The organism is Micromonospora sp. DT231 (assembly GCF_049847025.1).
Classification (GTDB): Bacteria; Actinomycetota; Actinomycetes; order Mycobacteriales; family Micromonosporaceae; genus Micromonospora.
On record NZ_JBNCNO010000003.1, the window covers coordinates 515569 to 532221 of the forward strand.

The following is a 16653-nucleotide window of genomic DNA, read 5'->3' on the forward strand; positions in this document are numbered from 1 at the left end:
GTCCGTGCGGCCTGCGCCGCCCGGCGCGCCGGCGCCTTGATCGACTCGGCTTTCTGTATATCGGGGTGTCCGCGTGGCGTTGATGCCACGTTTTTCAGAAAGCCGAGTGGATCACCGAGATGACGAGGAAACGGCCGACGTCGCGCTGGCCGGCGTTGCGGCCTCGGGCAGGGTGGCCTCGGTTGCGCCGCGGCTCACCCGGCCTGCCCTGCCCGGGGCGTTGATCGACTCGGCTTTCTGCAAATCGCGGTGTCCGCGTGGCGTTGATGCCGCGTTTTTCAGAAAGCCGAGTGGATCACCGAGATGAGGACGAAACGGCCGGCGTCGTGGCCTTGGTTGCGCTGCGCGGCAGCTCGGTGGGGGTCTGGTTTTTGTCCGTGCGGCCGGTGACCTCGGCGAGCGTCGCGGTCTGGTTTTTGTCCGTGCGGCCGGTGACCTCGGCGAGCGTCGCGGTCTGGTCCTCGTCCGCGCCGCCGGTGACCTCGGCCAGCGCGGTGGCCTCGTTCGGGTCGCGTCGGCGCCAGCGGCTGACCAGCCAACCGATCGCCGCGCCGCCGCCCAGCCCGGCCAGCAGGCCGGCGGCCAGCATCCCGTCGGCGCCGCCGGACTCCTCGCCCGCGTCGCCGCCACCAGCGGCCGGGGCGGCGTCGACACCGCTGTCCGGTGCGGCCGGCGCACCGGCCGCCGGGCCGCCGTGCCCGCCGTGGGCGGCCGGACCCGCCGCGCCGGGCGCCGCCGGCAGCAGGGTGATCGCCGGGGCGCGGTGCGGGCCGGCGGCGTCCGCCCAGCGGACCACCGTGCCGTCGGCGTACGTCTGGACGACCTCGAAGGTGAGCCGCTCCGCCTGCGGCATCGGCCCCATGGACAGCGCCAGCCGGGCCGGGCCGGGGTCGCTCTCGCCGACCCGGACCCAGGTCACCGCGGTGGTCACCGTGCTCACCCCGGAAGAGTGGATGCCCGCCACCGGCTTGTCCAGGGTGCGGGAGCTGATCCGGGGCGCCCAACCGTTCACCGACATCGGGTAGACCTCGGCGATCGGCGCGTCGGCCGGCAACCGGACCTCGATCTGGTTGGTCTTCGTGCCGGCCCGCTCCTCGGGGACGGTGAACTCCAGGCGTACGGCGTCGCCCTGCCGGGCCTCGGTCGGGGTGGTCGTCACGTCCGCCGCCCGCGCCGCGCCGGGCCAGAGCAGCAGCCCGGCGGCGGTCAGCGCGGTCACCGCCGCGATCCGCCGCCGACGTCCACCACCGTGCGTGCTCGCCATCTTGTGTCCCCATCCCTGTCGACGCGACCGGCACCGGTTTCCGACCACACCTTCTAGTTCGGCTCCGAGGTGCGAAAGGTTCAACGCGGCCGTGAGGAAGGTGCCGTTCCCGGTCGGGGACAGCGCGACCGATAGCATCGGCAGGAGCCGAGGATCGGCACCGTTTCGTACCGCTTGGAGGAGTCACCGTGTCCGCACCCCGTACCCCCGCCGTGGCCGACCCCGTCGTCGTCGCCGCCGGGACCACGGCGGCCGACGCGGTGGCCGCGGCCGGACTGCCCGCGAACGGCCCCAAGGCGATCGTCGTGGTCCGCGACCCGCAGGGTCAGTTGCGCGACCTGGACTGGGCGCCGGCCGAGGAGACCACCGTCGAGCCGGTCAGCCTGGACTCACCCGACGGGCTCAACGTGCTGCGTCACTCCACCGCGCACGTGCTCGCCCAGGCCGTGCAGGACGTCTTCCCCGAGGCCAAGCTGGGCATCGGCCCGCCCATCGAGAACGGCTTCTACTACGACTTCGACGTCGCCAAGCCGTTCCAGCCCGATGACCTCAGCAAGATCGAGAAGCGCATGCAGGAGATCGTCAAGAGCGGTCAGCGGTTCCGTCGCCGCCGCTTCGGCAGCCTGGACGAGGCGCGCTCCGAGCTGGCCGACGAGCCGTTCAAGCTGGAGTTGATCGAGGTCAAGGGCGAGGGCCTGGACACCGACGAGGTGATGGAGGTCGGCGGCGGCGAGCTGACCATCTACGACAACCTCGACGCCAAGGAGGACAAGGTCTGCTGGTCGGACCTCTGCCGGGGCCCGCACCTGCCGACCACCCGACTGATCGGCGCGTTCAAGCTGATGCGCTCCGCCGCCGCGTACTGGCGCGGGTCGGAGAAGAACCCCCAACTGCAGCGGGTGTACGGCACCGCGTGGCCGACCCGCGACGAGCTCAAGGCGTACCTGAAGCTGTTGGAGGAGGCCGCCCGGCGCGACCACCGCAAGCTCGGCGCGGACCTGGACCTGTTCAGCTTCCCCGACGAGATCGGCTCCGGCCTCGCGGTCTTCCACCCCAAGGGCGGCATCATCCGCCGCGAGATGGAGCACTACTCGCGGCGTCGGCACGAGGAGGCGGGGTACGAGTTCGTCAACACCCCGCACATCACCAAGGCGCAGCTGTTCCAGACCTCCGGTCACCTGCCGTACTACGCGGACACCATGTTCCCGCCCATGCAGTTGGAGGGCGCGGACTACTACCTCAAGGCCATGAACTGCCCGATGCACAACCTGATCTTCAGGGCGCGCGGGCGGTCGTACCGGGAGCTGCCGCTGCGGATGTTCGAGTTCGGCACGGTCTACCGGTACGAGAAGTCCGGCGTCGTGCACGGCCTGACCCGGGTGCGCGGCCTGACCCAGGACGACTCGCACATCTACTGCACCCGCGAGCAGATGGCCGGTGAGCTGACCACGCTGCTCAGCTTCGTGCTTGACCTGCTGCGCGACTACGGCCTGGACGACTTCTACCTGGAGCTGTCGACCCGCGACGACTCGCCCAAGTTCATCGGCGCGGACGAGGACTGGGCCGAGGCGACCGAGGCGCTGCGGACCGCCGCCGAGACCTCCGGCCTGGACCTGGTGCCCGACCCGGGCGGCGCGGCGTTCTACGGGCCGAAGATCTCCGTGCAGGCGCGGGACGCGATCGGCCGGACGTGGCAGTTGTCCACCCTTCAGGTCGACTTCAACCAGCCGGAGCGGTTCGGTCTGGAGTACCAGGCCGCCGACGGCACCCGCCAGCGGCCCGTGATGATCCACCGGGCGCTGTTCGGGTCGATCGAGCGGTTCTTCGGGGTGCTCACCGAGCACTACGCGGGCGCGTTCCCGGCCTGGCTGGCCCCGGTGCAGGTGGTCGGCATCCCGATCCGCGAGGACCACACCGACTACCTGCACGGCTTCGTCGCGGCGCTGCGCGCCGAGGGGATCCGGGCCCAGGTGGACGCGGGCGACGACCGGATGCAGAAGAAGATCCGTACGGCGCAGCAGCAGAAGATCCCGTTCATGGTGATCGCCGGAGACGACGACGTGGCCGCCGGCACGGTGTCCTTCCGCTACCGCGACGGCTCGCAGCGCAACGGGGTGCCGACCGCCGAGGCGGTGACCCACATCCTGGACGTGGTCAGCTCGCGCACGAACATCGGCCCCTCCGCCGCCGCGGAGTAACGGAGCCGGGCGCGGCCCGAGGGCCGCGCCCGGCAACCGCGACGCGGGGCCGCGCTGGGGGTCAGATGCCGCAGTTCGGGGCCGACCAGCCGCCGACGGCGGCCACGTGGGTGTGGTCGTTGTGGTCCGGGTAGCCGGGGCCGAGGATCTGCCCGAAGCCGTGGTAGCGGGCCTGCTGGGCCAGCCGGCAGAACGACGGTGACCCGACCAGGTCCACCGCGTCCCCGTGCAGGTGCCGGCTGTTGGACGCCCCGCCCACCGCGCTGTTGCAGGCGTAGCTGCGGAAGCTGCTGCTGATCGAGATGGCCACGTCCCCGAGAGCGTGCCGCAGGGCCTGGAGCTTCCACATCGAGACGAGCGCGTTGGCCCGTGCGGTGCTCGCCGCGACCGCGCCGCCGGACCAGTCGCTGTTGCACCTGTTCAGCTCGGGGTAGCTGAAGTTGGCAGGTGTGCAGTCGTCGTCCTGCAGGGCGTAGAGCCGGTTGAACGTCTGCGGGCCGGCGATGCCGTCCGCCGGTAGCCCGTACGCCTGCTGGAAGCGGATCACCGCCGAGCGGGTGGCGGGGCCGAACGCGCCGTCGATGGTGAGCACCGCGCCGTAGCCGGGGTAGCCGGCGACCCGGATCTGGAGTTGCCGGACGTCGTCGCCGGACGCCCCCTGGGACAGGGTGCGACCCCAGGTGTAGCAGCCGTCCGCCTGTGCGGCGCCGGCGGTGAGGGTGATGCCGGCCACTGTGGTGGCGGCGGTCAGGGCGAGTGCCGCGAGGAGCCGGCCGAGCCGACGGATCATGGGTGACCCTCCATCGATACATGCGCGGTTATGGATGCATGGAATCTTCAGGTTTGGGCATTGATCCGTCAAGAATGTGCAGCAAGAGTTTTCCCGGCGACGGGTGTCGCGGCTGCACGGGCTGGCTCCGTAGGATCGGCTCGTGACAGGGGCGGAACGGCACACGGACACGGATGGCATGGCGGACGGCCTGGAGCGGCTCTGGACGCCGCACCGGATGACCTACATCTCCGGCGAGGACCGTCCGGCCGAGGGCTACGAGAAGCCCACCGGCTGCCCCTTCTGCCGGGCGCCCAAGCTGCCGCCGGAGGACAGCCTGGTGGTGGCCCGTGGCGAGCACGTGTTCGTGGTGCTCAACCTCTATCCGTACAATCCGGGGCACCTGCTGGTCTGCCCCTACCGGCACGTCGCCGACTACACCGACCTGGACGTGCCGGAGACCACCGAGCTGGCGTCGTACACCCAGACCGCGATGCGGGTGATCCGCAAGGTGAGCAACGCGCACGGCTTCAACCTGGGCATGAACCAGGGCGGGGTGGCCGGCGCCGGCATCGCCGCGCACCTGCACCAACACGTGGTCCCGCGCTGGGGCGGCGACGCGAACTTCATGCCGGTGATCGGCCGCACGAAGGTCCTGCCGCAACTGCTCGGCGACACCCGCGACCTGCTCGCCCGCGCCTGGCCGTCCTGACCACCGGCCACGCGGGCGTCCGGCCACGCGGCGTCCGCGCGGGGCACGGTCAGTCGGCGCGCAGCAGCGGGGTCGGCTCCGGCCAGCTCTCCACCCGGTGTACGTGGGGGAGCAGCACGTCCCGACCGGGTGAAGGTGGCACGATCGGCCGATGGCAGTCACGACACGGACGTTGGGGCGCAGCGGCATCGAGGTCAGCGCCCTCGGCATGGGGTGCTGGGCGATCGGCGGGCCCTGGGCGGAGGGCGCCCAACCGCTGGGCTGGGGCGCGGTCGACGACGACGAGTCGGTACGGGCGGTCCACCGGGCGCTCGAGGAGGGCATCACCCTGTTCGACACCGCCGACACGTACGGCGCCGGGCACGGCGAGCGGGTCCTCGGCCGAGCGCTCGCGGGCCGCCGGGACGAGGCCGTGATCGCCACCAAGTGGGGTTACACCTTCGACGAGGCGAGGCGACAGGCCACCGGGGAGGACGCGTCGCCCGCCTACCTGCGTCGGGCCGTGACGGACTCGCTGCGCCGGTTGGGCACCGATCGGATCGACCTCTACCAGCTACACCTGGCCGACCTGTCGGTGCCGCGGGCGCAGGCGCTCGTCGGCACCTGCGAGGACCTGGTCGCCGAGGGGCTGATCCGGGCGTACGGGTGGAGCACCGACCGTGTCGACCGGGCCACCGCGTTCGGTCACGGCGCCGCCGGTGCCACCGCCGTGCAGCACACCCTGTCGGTGCTGCGCGACGCCCCCGAGTTGCTCGCCGTCTGCGACAAGTACGACCTGGCCAGCGTCAACCGCGGCCCACTGGGGATGGGGCTGCTCACCGGCAAGTACTCGGCCGGCTCGGTGCTGCCCCGCGACGACGTCCGCGGGTCGGCCCCCGGCTGGTTGGAGTGGTTCCGCGGTGGCCGGCCCGCGCCGGAGTGGCTGCGCCGGGTCGGCGCGGTCCGCGCGGCGCTCACCGCCGACGGGCGCACCCTCGCCCAGGGGGCGCTGGGCTGGATCTGGGCGCGCAGCGGCCGCACCATCCCGATCCCCGGCTGCCGTACGGTCGCCCAGGTCGAGGAGAACGCCGCCGCGCTGCACCGGGGGCCGTTGCCGGCGGACCAGTTCGTCGAGGTGGAGCGCCAGTTGGCGGCCCTTCGCACCGCGGCCCTCCGCGACGCCGACCGCCCCCACTGGCCCCCTCCCACCCATCCCACCACCCACCCCTGAGCGGGGCAGTGGCGCCCGTCCGGTCCGCGCTGCCGTCGCGTCCCGACCCGGGTGCGCACCCCACCAGGTCGGTGCGGGCCTGCTGTAGAGGTGCCCCGTGTCTGGGGCGGTGGCCTGGTCGGGTGGGTGCGGGCCTCCTGTAGAGCTGCCCCGTGTCTGGGGCGGTGGCCTGGTCGGGTGGTGGCGTGTGGAGCTGCGGTGTGCATGGGCGGTGGCCCGGTCGGGTCTCGGCGCGCCGGTAGAGCCGCCCCATATCTGGGGCAGCTCTACAGGACGCGAACATGGCAGCCCACCCGCCTCACCCGGCCCTGTCGATCACGAGTTGTGGTCCCTCGCGGGGACCGGGCGCGGCGGGGCGAGGCTCAGGGGGTGTGTTCCTTGCGGATCTGGTCGGCCAGGTGGGCCGGCATGGGGTCGTGGCGGACGAACCGGCGGCGGAAGGTGCCGGTGCCGGCCGTCATGGAACGCAGCTCGACGGCGTAGCGCAGCAACTCGGTCGCCGGCACCTCGGCGCGGACGAGGGTGCGGCCCTCGGTGTCCGGGTCCGCTTCGGTGCCGAGCACCCGGCCGCGGCGGCCGGACAGGTCGCCCAGCACGGCACCCACCGAACCGTCCGGCACCCGGATGGTGACCTCGTCGATCGGCTCCAGGAGCGCGGGCTGACCACGGTCGGCGGCGTCCCGCAGGGCCAGCGCGCCGGCGGTCTGGAAGGCCGCGTCGGAGGAGTCGACGCTGTGCGCCTTGCCGTCGACAAGTGTCACCCGCAGGTCCACCACCGGGTGGCCGGCGACCAGACCGCGCTCCAGTTGGGCGCGGACGCCCTTCTCCACGGACGGGATGTAGTTGTGTGGCACCGCGCCGCCGACGACCCGGTCGACGAACTCGTTGCCGCTGCCCGGGGGCAGGGGCTCGACCTCGATGTCGCAGACCGCGTACTGGCCGTGCCCGCCGGACTGCTTGACGTGCCGGCCGTGCCCGTTCGCGGGCACGGTGAGCGTTTCGCGCAGGGACACCTTCACCGGTTCGGTGTCCAGCTCGACGCCGCCGGCGCGCAGCCGGTCGAGCACCACGTCGGCGTGCGCCTCGCCCATGCACCAGAGCACCAGCTGGTGGGTCTCCGGGTTGCGCTCCAGGCGCAGCGTGGGGTCGCCGGCGACCAGGCGGGCGAGGTTGCGGGCCAGGGCGTCCTCGTCGGCGCGGCTGCGGGCGACGACCGCCACCGGCAGCAGCGGCTCCGGCATCTCCCAGGGGGCGATCAGCAGTGGGTCGTCCGTGGCCGAGATGGTGTCGCCGGTCTCGGCGGTGCCCGACTTGGTGATCGCGCAGATGTCGCCGGCCACGCAGAGCGGCACCTCCCGCAGGGTGGCGCCCAGTGGGGTGAAGATGTGCCCGACCCGCTCGTCGGCATCGTGGTCGGGGTGGCCGCGTTCGGTCATGCCGTGCCCGGAGATGTGCACGGTCTGGTCGGGGCGCAGCGTGCCGGAGAAGACCCGGACCAGCGAGACCCGGCCGACGTGCCGGTCGACTGTGGTCTTGACGACCTCGGCGACGAGCGGCCCGGCCGGGTCGCAGGTCAGCGGCGGGCGGGGGGAGCCGTCCACGCCGGCGACCGCCGGCAGTTCGTGCTCCAGCGGCGACGGGAACGCGGCGGTCAGCACCTCCAGCAGCACGTCCAGCCCGACACCGGTCTGGGCGCAGACCGGCACCACCGGGTAGAAGTGCCCCCGGGCGACGGCCTTCTCCAGGTCGTCGATGAGCACCTCGTCGCTGATCTCCTCACCGTCGAGGTAGCGGTCCATGAGGGTCTCGTCCTCGCTCTCGGCGATGATCCCCTCGATCAGCTCGTCGCGGGACTCGTCGATGGCCCGCTGGTGCTCCGGGTCCGGGTCGCGGACGTCGGCGGGCAGCCCGGCGGAGTAGTCGAAGACGCGACGGGTGATCAGGCCGAGCAGACCCTCGGTGGACACCCCGTCGTCGCCGAGCATCGGCAGGTAGAGGGGCATCACGTTGTCGCCGAAGAGGCGCTGGCAGAGCGCCACCGTCTCGTCGACGTCGGCGCGGGGCTGGTCCAGGCGGGAGACCGCGACGGCGCGGGGCAGGTCGACAGCCGCGCACTCCTCCCAGAGGGCGACGGTGGCCGCGTCCATGCCGCCGGCCGCGGAGACGACGAAGAGGGCGGCGTCGGCGGCCCGCAGCCCGGCGCGCAGCTCACCGACGAAGTCGGCGTACCCGGGGGTGTCCAGCAGGTTGACCTTGATGCCGTTGTGCAGCAGCGGAGCGCAGGACAGGCTGACCGACCGCTGTTGGCGGACGGCGGCGGGGTCGTGGTCGCCGACCGTCGTGCCGTCGACGACGGCGCCGGCCCGGCCGATCGTGCCGGTCGCCGCGAGCAGGGCCTCGACGAGTGTCGTCTTGCCCGCCCCGGAGTGCCCGACGAGCACCACGTTGCGTACCTGTTCGGGCTCGGTCACCACCGGCGCGCCGCCGGTGGAACCCTTCTCGTGCTTCTGCGCCATGGGGCGCACCTCCCTCAGCCGGTGGTGGGTGGCGACCGCCGCGCGACGGTAAGCGGCCCGGGGCGAGTGCGCGGCAGTATCCTCCGGTGGTCTCGTGCTCAGCGGGAACGGGACGGGTGAGCGGGTGAGCTGGCTCACCCTCCAGCTCGATCTCACACCCGTTGTCGGGTAGGCACAAGCCTCTCCCGGGCGGGTCGGAGGGGCGGCCGTATCGCCGGACCTGGGCGGACCGTTATCGTGGGGACCGCCATGGCGAAGATCTTCCAAGTGTCGGCCCGCGCGGGGATGACCCGCGTCGTCGAGCCGATTGCCCGCGCCCTGCTGCGCGCGGGCGTGACCCCCAATGCCGTCACCGTCGCGGGCACCGTTGGTGTGCTCGTCGGCGCGCTCGGCTTCGGTGCCCGCGGCCATCTGGTCGCGGGCGCGTTGATCGTGACCGTTTTCGCGCTCACCGACCTGCTCGACGGGACGATGGCCCGGATGAGCGGCGGGTCCACCAGGTTCGGGGCGTTCCTCGACTCGAGCATGGACCGGGTCGCCGACAGTGCCGTCTTCGGCGCGGTCGCGTACTGGCTGGCCACCCAGGGCGACCACTCCGGGGTGGCCGCCGCGTTGATCTGCCTGGCCGCCGGCAGTCTGGTGTCCTACGTCAAGGCGCGCGCCGAGGGGCTCGGCATGACCTGCAACGTGGGCATCGCCGAGCGCACCGAACGGCTGCTGATCGTCGGCGTCGGCGGGATCCTCACCGGCCTGGACGTGAAGCCCGCGCTGGAGATCGCGCTCTGGCTGCTCGCCGCGGTGTCGATCTTCACGGTGGGGCAGCGGATGGCGCACGTCTACCGCCAGGCCCAGCAGCTCCAGCCGAACGGCCAGGCGTGAGGGGCGGGTCGACGACCCGGCGTCGGACGACCGGCGGCCGGGCCGCGTGAACCTCACCGAGCTCGGCTACGTCGCCGGCTGGCGGGTGGTCCGCGCGCTACCCCGGCCGCTGGTGGCGGCGGCGTTCCAGGCGGGCGCGGACCGCGCGCACCGCCGCGCCGGAGGGGGTACGGCCCGACTGCGCGCGAACCTGCGCAGGGTGGTCGGCCCGGAGCTGTCCGAGGCCGAGCTGGACGATCTCGTCAAGCGAGGGCTGCGCTCGTACGCCAGGTACTGGATGGAGGCGTTCCGGCTGCCCTCCCTGAGCCGCGCGCAGATCCTGTCCGGCTTCCGGCTCGACGGCGCGGAGTTGCTCGCCGCCGACGTGGCCGCCGGCCGGGGCGCGGTGGTGGCGCTGCCGCACGCCGGCAACTACGACGCCGCGGGCGCCTGGGTGGCGGCCAACGGCTGGCCGATCACCACGGTGATGGAGCGGCTCAAGCCGGAGGGCGTGTACAAGCGTTTCGTGGCCTTCCGGGGGAGCGTGGGCATGGAGATCCTGCCCACCCACGGCGGCCCGCGTCCGGCGTTCGACGTGCTGCTGGAGCGCGTTCGTGCCGGTGCCGTGGTGCCGTTGCTCGCCGACCGGGACCTCTCCGCCCGGGGGGTGGAGGTGGACTTCTTCGGCGGCAGGACCCGGATGCCGGCCGGGCCGGCGCTGCTCGCGTTGCACAGCGGTGCGCCCCTCTACGTGGCCTCGATGTGGTACGAATCGGATGCGGCGTGCGCGTCGCTCGCCGGCCCGCTGCCGGTGCCGGGGCCCGAGGCGGGGCCCCTGGACCAGCGGGTCCGGTCGCTGACCCAGCTGATCGCCGACGGTCTGGCGGCGGGTATCGCCCGGCATCCGGAAGACTGGCACATGTTGCAGCGGATGTGGCTGGACCAGCGGGGGTCGGCGGACGGCACGGCGCTGCCATCCTCGGCCGCCGGTCCGGCCTGAGGAGGTGGTGGGCACGGTGGGACGGTGTGCCGCAGTCGTGGGCGGGGGGCGCTGACGCATGCGGATCGGCATCGTGTGCCCGTACTCCTTCGATGTCCCCGGCGGGGTGCAGAACCACGTGATGGACCTGGCCGAGGCGTTGATCGCGCTCGGCCACGAGGTCAGCGTGCTCGCGCCGGCCGACGAGGATTCGCCGTTGCCGGCGTACGTGGTGTCCGCCGGTCGTGCCGTGCCGCTGCCGTACAACGGTTCGGTGGCCCGGATCGCCTTCGGCCCGGTCTCCACCGCTCGGGTCCGGCGTTGGATCATCAACGGCGACTTCGACGTGCTGCACGTGCACGAGCCGCTCACGCTGAGCCTGTCCCTGCTGGCCGTGCTCTCCGCGCGCGGCCCGGTGGTGGCGACCTTCCACACCGCGATGACCCGTTCCCGGGTGCTGGCCGCCGCGCAGGGCGTGTTGCAGATCGTGCTGGAGCGGATCACCGCCCGGATCGCGGTCAGTGCGCTGGCCCGCAAGGTGCAGGTCGAGCACATGGACGGCGGGGCGGTGGAGATCCCCAACGGGGTGGCGGTGGCGAAGTTCGCCGACGCCGAGCCGTTGCCGGGCTGGCCGGGGGAGTGCGCCCCGGGCAGCGGCGGCACCCTGGGTTTCCTGGGCCGGTTCACCGAGGCGCGCAAGGGCTTCCCGGTGTTGCGCGACGCGTTCGTGGCGTTGGCCGCCACCCGGCCCGGGCTGCGGCTGCTCGTCGCCGGCCCGGGGGACCCCGACGACCTGTACGACCAGTTCCCGGCCGAGCTGCACGAGCGGATCACGTTCCTCGGGCTGGTCACCGAACCGGACAAGGCGCGGATGCTGCGCAGTGTGCACCTCTACGTGGCGCCGAACACCGGTGGCGAGTCGTTCGGCATGATCCTCACCGAGGCGTTGGCGGCGGGTACGACGGTGATCGCCAGCGACCTGGACGCGTTCCGGCGGGTGCTCGACGGTGGGCGCGCCGGCCGGCTCTTTCCCACGGGTGACCCGGTGGGGTTGCGCGACGCGGTGACCGAGCTGCTGGACGACCCCGCCGGGCGGGCCGCGTTGACCGAGTGCGGCGATCAGGTGGTGGCGAATTTCGACTGGCCGGTGGTTGCTCGGCGCGTTGTGGAGGTATACGCAGCGGCGATCGAGGCAACCGACGGGCGGGTCATCGACCAGGAGTGGGTGGGGCTGGGCTGAGCCGGTGGGACGCATGGTGCGGACGACGACCGGGGTGACCGGTGGTGCCGCGCCCAATCGGAGGCGAAACGGAGCAGCACTACGATGCCGCACATGTGGTGGGTGGTGGCCGCGATCGTGGTCGTGGGGCTGGTCGCGGCGTACCTTGTCTGGACCGCCGGCCGGGTGGAGCGGCTGCAGGGCCGTGCGGAACTGGCGGCCCGGGCCCTCGACGCGCACCTGCTGCGTCGGGCCGCGGCGGCCGCCGTGTTGGCCGAGCGGCGGTTCGGTGTCGAGCTGTACGCGGCGGCCCGGATCGCCCTGGACGCCAGCCCGGACGAGCGGGAGGCCGCGGAGAACGACCTGACCCGGCAGTTGCGGGGCGTCCAGCTGGATCCGGGCGATCCGGACTGTGGGGCGGTCATCGCCGCCAGTCGTCGGCTCGCGCTGTCCCGGCAGGTGCACACCGACCTGGTCCGCGACGCCCGCTCGGCGCGTAGCCGACCGTTGGTGCGGGTGTTGCGGATGGGACGGGGTCGGGAGTGGCCGCGCTACTTCGACATCGACGACCCGACCCTCACGGTGCCGGCGGACGTCCCCGCGAGCTGACCCGGACGGTCGCCGGGAGCCGGTGACCAGGGCCACAGGGCAGGCCACCGGGGGTCTGATTGGCTGTCGGTCCGGCGTTGACCCGCGCGTAGCATTTTCGCTGTCACCCCCAGCGCACGTCCAAGGAGCGATGACCCGTGCCCGAGAACACCGCCCCGAACACCGGTCCGGCCCCCGTCGTCGGCAGCGCGCGCGTCAAGCGCGGCATGGCCGAGATGCTCAAGGGCGGCGTGATCATGGATGTGGTCAACGCCGAGCAGGCCAAGATCGCCGAGGACGCCGGCGCGGTCGCGGTGATGGCCCTGGAGCGGGTGCCCGCCGACATCCGCGCGCAGGGCGGCGTCTCCCGGATGAGCGACCCCGACATGATCGACGGAATCATCGAGGCGGTCTCCATCCCGGTGATGGCCAAGGCCCGCATCGGCCACTTCGTGGAGGCGCGGATCCTCCAGTCGTTGGGCGTGGACTACGTCGACGAGTCCGAGGTGCTGACCCCGGCCGACTACGCGAACCACATCGACAAGTGGGCGTTCACGGTGCCCTTCGTCTGTGGCGCGACGAACCTGGGTGAGGCGCTGCGGCGGATCACCGAGGGGGCGGCCATGATCCGTTCCAAGGGTGAGGCGGGCACCGGCGACGTCTCCAACGCCACCACCCACATGCGCAGGATCCGTCAGGAGATCGCCCGGCTGTCCTCGCTGCCGGCCGACGAGCTGTACGTCGCGGCCAAGGAGTTGCAGGCCCCGTACGAGCTGGTCAAGGAGGTCGCCGAGAGCGGCAAGCTGCCGGTCGTGCTGTTCACCGCAGGCGGGATCGCCACCCCGGCCGACGCGGCGATGATGATGCAGCTCGGCGCGGAGGGCGTGTTCGTGGGCTCCGGCATCTTCAAGGCGGGTAACCCGGCGCAGCGGGCCGCCGCGATCGTCAAGGCCACCACCTTCCACGACGACCCGGACGTGCTGGCGAAGGTCTCCCGTGGTCTCGGCGAGGCCATGGTCGGCATCAACGTCGACGAGATCCCGCAGCCGCACCGCCTGGCCGAGCGCGGTTGGTAGGCATGGGCGCGCCCACCATCGGAGTCCTCGCGCTGCAGGGGGACGTCCGCGAGCACGTGGCGGCACTGGCGGCGGCCGGCGCGGACGCCCGCCCGGTCCGTCGTCCGGCGGAACTGGACGCGGTGGACGGCCTGGTCGTCCCCGGCGGCGAGTCCACCACCATCAGCAAGCTCGCCGACATCTTCGAGATGCGCGAGCCGATCGACAAGCGCATCGCCGACGGCATGCCGGTCTACGGCTCCTGCGCGGGCATGATCATGCTGGCGACCGAGGTGCTCGACGGCCGACCCGACCAGCGGGGCTTCGCCGGCATCGACATGACCGTCCGGCGCAACGCGTTCGGCCGGCAGGTCGACTCGTTCGAGGCGCCGGTGACCATCACCGGAGTCGAGGGCGAGCCGTTCCACGCGGTGTTCATCCGCGCGCCCTGGGTGGAACGGGTCGGCGCCGGAGTCGAGGTGATCGGCACGGTGACCGACGGCCCGGCCGCCGACCGGATCGTGGCGGTGCGGCAGGGCAACCTGTTGGCCACCTCGTTCCACCCCGAGTTGACAGGCGACCTGCGCGTGCACGCGTACTTCGTGGACCTGGTGCGGGCCACCTCCTGACCGGGGGACCCGTCGCTCAGCCGGCGACCGCCCGCAGGTGCCCCGGGCGGCGTCCCGCGAGCTGGTCGAGCGCGGCCGCCGTGGCGGCGTCGGCGGGCAGCTGCACCACGAGTCGCTGCGGATCGGCCTCGGCCACCTCCAGGGTCTCGACGTCGAGGCGCAACAGCCCCACCGCCGGGTGGCGTACCGTCAGCGGGCCGCCCCGCGCGGCGGTGACCGGTCGCCGCCGCCACCTGTCGACGAACGGCGCACCCACCGTGCGGGCCAGCCGCTCGGCGAAGACGTCGCTGGCCGGATCGCCGCGGCGCAGCAGGTACAGCTCCGCGACCTGCTGGTCGGCCAGCGCCGACCACTGCGGATAGTGCTCACGGGCCCGCTCGTCGGTCAGCACGAACCAGATGAGGTTCGGTCGCGACCCGTCCAGCAGGCCGAGTGGGCGGGCGAGCACGTCGAACGGCTCGTTCCAGGCCAGCACGTCGCCGAGCCGGTTGAGCACGTACGCCGGGGTGTCGCGCAGCGCGTCGAGCATCGCGCGGACCGTTGGCCGGACGGTGCGGGAGACCGTCGGACGGTCACCCGCGCAGAGCTGTCGGGCGTGTTGGGCCGAGGCGAGCTGGCGCAGGTGGTCGCGGTCGGCGCTGTCCAGGCGCAGCGCGTCGGCGAGCGCGGCGAGGATCTCCGGCGACGGCCGGGTGTCGCGGCCCTGCTCCAACCGGGTCAGGTATTCGACGCTCACCTGCGCCACCGTCGCCAGCTCGGCCCGGCGCAGGCCGGGGGTGCGTCGGCGGGGGCCCTCGGCGAGGCCGACGTCGGCCGGCCGCCGCGCCTCGCGGCGACTGCGCAGGAACGCGCCCAGCTCTCCGTCCATCACCGACTCAGTCTGGCAGCCGGCACCGGCCGGTGGGTGGCCCTGGCAGGGCCATCCTCGCGGCGGTCTCCCCGGCCCGTCCCGTCGGCCACAGGATCGTGGTCATGACTGACGCACAGAGCACAGGACCGCTTCGGATCGGGCTGATCGTGGGCAGCACCCGTCCCGGCCGGCGGGGCGCGGCGATCGCCAGGTGGGCGATGGAGGTGGCCGAGCGGCACGAGACGGTACGCGCCGGGGACGCCGTCTGCACGCTTGTCGACCTCGCGGAGCAGGAGTTGCCGCTGCTCGACGAGCCGGTGCCGGCGCTGTTCGGCGACTACCGGCACCCGCACACCCGGCGGTGGGCGGCGGTGGTGGACGCCTGCGACGCCTTCGTCTTCGTGACCCCGGACTACAACCGCTCGATCCCGGCCGCGCTCAAGAACGGGATCGACTACCTGTACGCGGAGTGGACCGACAAGGTGGCCGGGGTGCTGAGCTACGGCGTGCAGGGTGGCAACCGGGCAGCCGACCACCTGCGGACGATTCTGACCGAGGTACGGACGCTTGTGGTGCCGACCGGAGTGGCACTGTCGATCTTCACCGACTTCGACTTCACAGGTGCCGACCCGGGTGACCCCACCGCCGGCCGCTTCGCGCCGGGTGACGGCCGGGAGGCGGAGTTGTCCACCATGCTCGCCGAGGTCGTGACCTGGTCCCGAGCGCTGCGCCCGGTCGACCCGGCAGGGGTGGCGGTCGGCACCGCGGAGCTGGTGGGCTGATCTGACAGTGTTTTCCCCGCGTATGCCCGTTTCGGGCGGGCGTGGGGAGGTCGTCGCGCGCGGTGCATGACAGCGACCCGGGGGACGTCGGTAGGATTGCGGGGATTCGGCAGGGCCATCTGCCCGCCACGGCTTCCACCAGAGCTGACCGGCACCTCCGCGTGCGCCGGCGGGAGCGGGGCGCGAGCGGTGCGGTCGATGCAGCCGGCGGCTAGCAACGGAGGTAGAAGATGTCCGGCCACTCAAAGTGGGCGACGACCAAGCACAAGAAGGCCGTCATCGACGCCAAGCGCGGCAAGATGTTCGCCAAGCTGATCAAGAACGTCGAGGTGGCCGCGCGGATCGGCGGCGGCGACCCCACCGGCAACCCGACGCTCTTCGACGCGATCCAGAAGGCGAAGAAGAGTTCGGTGCCGAACGACAACATCGACCGCGCCGTCAAGCGTGGCTCCGGCCTGGAAGCCGGCGGCGCCGACTGGCAGACGATCATGTACGAGGGGTACGGCCCGAACGGCGTGGCCATGCTCATCGAGTGCCTCACCGACAACCGCAACCGGGCGGCCACCGAGGTGCGCACCGCGCTGACCCGCAACGGCGGCTCGCTCGCCGACGCCGGCTCGGTGTCGTACATGTTCTCCCGCAAGGGCGTGGTGATCGTGCCCAAGGAGGGCACCAGCGAGGACGACGTGATGCTTGCCGTCCTCGACGCCGGCGCCGAGGAGGTCAACGACCTCGGTGAGGCGTACGAGGTGGTCTCCGAGCCGACCGACCTGATCCCGGTGCGGACCGCGCTCCAGGACGCCGGCATCGAGTACGAGTCGGCCGAGTCGTCTCTCGTCCCCAGCATGAACATCCCGCTGGACGAGGAGGGCGCCCGCAAGATCTTCAAGCTGATCGACGTCCTCGAGGACTGCGACGACGTGCAGAACGTGTACGCCAACTTCGACGTCAGCGACGACGTGATGGCGGCTGTCGACGCCTGAGGCGGTCGAGGCGAGCAAGGTACGGCTGAGCTCCGGGAAAT

15 protein-coding genes are annotated in these 16653 nt (G+C 72.5%); 11 read left to right on the forward strand and 4 right to left on the reverse strand.

Going from position 1 to position 16653, the window contains the following annotated elements:
- Positions 1-295: 295 nt before the first annotated feature.
- Positions 296-1264: a DUF1775 domain-containing protein gene (locus tag ACPXBU_RS10565; protein WP_425757899.1), complete on the reverse strand. Its 969-nt coding sequence runs from the start codon at positions 1262-1264 to the stop codon at positions 296-298.
- 188 nt (positions 1265-1452) lie between these two features.
- Between ACPXBU_RS10565 and thrS the strand changes: the two genes are divergently transcribed.
- The gene (thrS, locus tag ACPXBU_RS10570; protein ID WP_425757900.1) at positions 1453-3462 is read left to right on the forward strand and encodes a threonine--tRNA ligase; all 2010 of its coding nucleotides are present in this window, start codon (positions 1453-1455) and stop codon (positions 3460-3462) included.
- 61 nt (positions 3463-3523) lie between these two features.
- On the opposite strand, the gene ACPXBU_RS10575 is transcribed toward thrS, so the two are convergent.
- Positions 3524-4252: a D-Ala-D-Ala carboxypeptidase family metallohydrolase gene (locus ACPXBU_RS10575; protein ID WP_425757901.1), complete on the reverse strand. Its 729-nt coding sequence runs from the start codon at positions 4250-4252 to the stop codon at positions 3524-3526.
- Positions 4253-4430: 178 nt separating this feature from the next.
- Here ACPXBU_RS10575 and ACPXBU_RS10580 point away from each other — a divergent pair, with 178 nt between their 5' ends.
- Positions 4431-4943: an HIT family protein gene (locus ACPXBU_RS10580; RefSeq protein ID WP_355028900.1), complete on the forward strand. Its 513-nt coding sequence runs from the start codon at positions 4431-4433 to the stop codon at positions 4941-4943.
- Between the two features lie 151 nt (positions 4944-5094).
- Entirely contained in the window at positions 5095-6153 is a 1059-nt protein-coding gene (locus ACPXBU_RS10585) for an aldo/keto reductase (protein ID WP_425757902.1), read from the forward strand.
- A 362-nt stretch (positions 6154-6515) separates the two neighbouring features.
- On the opposite strand, the gene ACPXBU_RS10590 is transcribed toward ACPXBU_RS10585, so the two are convergent.
- Positions 6516-8669 carry an elongation factor G-like protein EF-G2 gene (locus ACPXBU_RS10590; RefSeq protein ID WP_425757903.1) on the reverse strand — a complete coding sequence of 718 codons (2154 nt, stop codon included), beginning with the start codon at positions 8667-8669 and terminating at the stop codon, positions 6516-6518.
- 249 nt (positions 8670-8918) lie between these two features.
- Between ACPXBU_RS10590 and pgsA the strand changes: the two genes are divergently transcribed.
- The 6 genes from pgsA to pdxT all read left to right on the forward strand — a co-directional run bounded on the left by pgsA (position 8919) and on the right by pdxT (position 13997).
- Entirely contained in the window at positions 8919-9548 is a 630-nt protein-coding gene (pgsA, locus tag ACPXBU_RS10595; protein ID WP_393367692.1) for a phosphatidylinositol phosphate synthase, read from the forward strand.
- A gap of 46 nt (positions 9549-9594) precedes the next feature.
- Positions 9595-10527, forward strand: a complete 933-nt coding sequence (locus ACPXBU_RS10600) for a phosphatidylinositol mannoside acyltransferase (protein WP_393367694.1) — start codon at positions 9595-9597, stop codon at positions 10525-10527.
- 58 nt (positions 10528-10585) lie between these two features.
- Positions 10586-11746: a glycosyltransferase family 4 protein gene (locus ACPXBU_RS10605; protein WP_425757904.1), complete on the forward strand. Its 1161-nt coding sequence runs from the start codon at positions 10586-10588 to the stop codon at positions 11744-11746.
- Between the two features lie 84 nt (positions 11747-11830).
- Positions 11831-12334 carry a hypothetical protein gene (locus ACPXBU_RS10610; protein ID WP_425757905.1) on the forward strand — a complete coding sequence of 168 codons (504 nt, stop codon included), beginning with the start codon at positions 11831-11833 and terminating at the stop codon, positions 12332-12334.
- A gap of 137 nt (positions 12335-12471) precedes the next feature.
- Positions 12472-13389 (forward strand): pyridoxal 5'-phosphate synthase lyase subunit PdxS, encoded by a 918-nt coding sequence (gene pdxS, locus ACPXBU_RS10615; protein WP_393367699.1) that lies wholly within the window; start codon positions 12472-12474, stop codon positions 13387-13389.
- Between the two features lie 2 nt (positions 13390-13391).
- Positions 13392-13997: a pyridoxal 5'-phosphate synthase glutaminase subunit PdxT gene (pdxT, locus tag ACPXBU_RS10620; RefSeq protein WP_425757906.1), complete on the forward strand. Its 606-nt coding sequence runs from the start codon at positions 13392-13394 to the stop codon at positions 13995-13997.
- A gap of 16 nt (positions 13998-14013) precedes the next feature.
- On the opposite strand, the gene ACPXBU_RS10625 is transcribed toward pdxT, so the two are convergent.
- On the reverse strand, positions 14014-14865 hold the full coding sequence (locus ACPXBU_RS10625; RefSeq protein ID WP_425758011.1) for a helix-turn-helix transcriptional regulator: 852 nt from the start codon (positions 14863-14865) through the stop codon (positions 14014-14016).
- A 104-nt stretch (positions 14866-14969) separates the two neighbouring features.
- Between ACPXBU_RS10625 and ACPXBU_RS10630 the strand changes: the two genes are divergently transcribed.
- Both ACPXBU_RS10630 and ACPXBU_RS10635 read left to right on the forward strand, forming a co-directional pair.
- Positions 14970-15629, forward strand: a complete 660-nt coding sequence (locus tag ACPXBU_RS10630; RefSeq protein WP_425757907.1) for an NADPH-dependent FMN reductase — start codon at positions 14970-14972, stop codon at positions 15627-15629.
- A gap of 230 nt (positions 15630-15859) precedes the next feature.
- Positions 15860-16612 carry a YebC/PmpR family DNA-binding transcriptional regulator gene (locus ACPXBU_RS10635; RefSeq protein WP_393367704.1) on the forward strand — a complete coding sequence of 251 codons (753 nt, stop codon included), beginning with the start codon at positions 15860-15862 and terminating at the stop codon, positions 16610-16612.
- Positions 16613-16653 lie beyond the last annotated feature (41 nt).

What these genes read in the sequence shown, in the direction of transcription:
- pdxT (WP_425757906.1), top strand. Translation starts at nt 13,392, where the DNA reads ATGGGCGCGCCCACCATCGGAGTCCTCGCGCTGCAGGGGGACGTCCGC.
- ACPXBU_RS10580 (WP_355028900.1), top strand. Translation starts at nt 4,431, where the DNA reads ATGGCGGACGGCCTGGAGCGGCTCTGGACGCCGCACCGGATGACCTAC.
- ACPXBU_RS10630 (WP_425757907.1), top strand. Translation starts at nt 14,970, where the DNA reads ATGACTGACGCACAGAGCACAGGACCGCTTCGGATCGGGCTGATCGTG.
- ACPXBU_RS10585 (WP_425757902.1), top strand. Translation starts at nt 5,095, where the DNA reads ATGGCAGTCACGACACGGACGTTGGGGCGCAGCGGCATCGAGGTCAGC.
- ACPXBU_RS10590 (WP_425757903.1), bottom strand. Translation starts at nt 8,669, where the DNA reads ATGGCGCAGAAGCACGAGAAGGGTTCCACCGGCGGCGCGCCGGTGGTG.
- ACPXBU_RS10625 (WP_425758011.1), bottom strand. Translation starts at nt 14,865, where the DNA reads ATGGACGGAGAGCTGGGCGCGTTCCTGCGCAGTCGCCGCGAGGCGCGG.
- ACPXBU_RS10605 (WP_425757904.1), top strand. Translation starts at nt 10,586, where the DNA reads ATGCGGATCGGCATCGTGTGCCCGTACTCCTTCGATGTCCCCGGCGGG.
- ACPXBU_RS10635 (WP_393367704.1), top strand. Translation starts at nt 15,860, where the DNA reads ATGTCCGGCCACTCAAAGTGGGCGACGACCAAGCACAAGAAGGCCGTC.
- ACPXBU_RS10610 (WP_425757905.1), top strand. Translation starts at nt 11,831, where the DNA reads ATGCCGCACATGTGGTGGGTGGTGGCCGCGATCGTGGTCGTGGGGCTG.
- ACPXBU_RS10565 (WP_425757899.1), bottom strand. Translation starts at nt 1,264, where the DNA reads ATGGCGAGCACGCACGGTGGTGGACGTCGGCGGCGGATCGCGGCGGTG.
- pgsA (WP_393367692.1), top strand. Translation starts at nt 8,919, where the DNA reads ATGGCGAAGATCTTCCAAGTGTCGGCCCGCGCGGGGATGACCCGCGTC.
- ACPXBU_RS10575 (WP_425757901.1), bottom strand. Translation starts at nt 4,252, where the DNA reads ATGATCCGTCGGCTCGGCCGGCTCCTCGCGGCACTCGCCCTGACCGCC.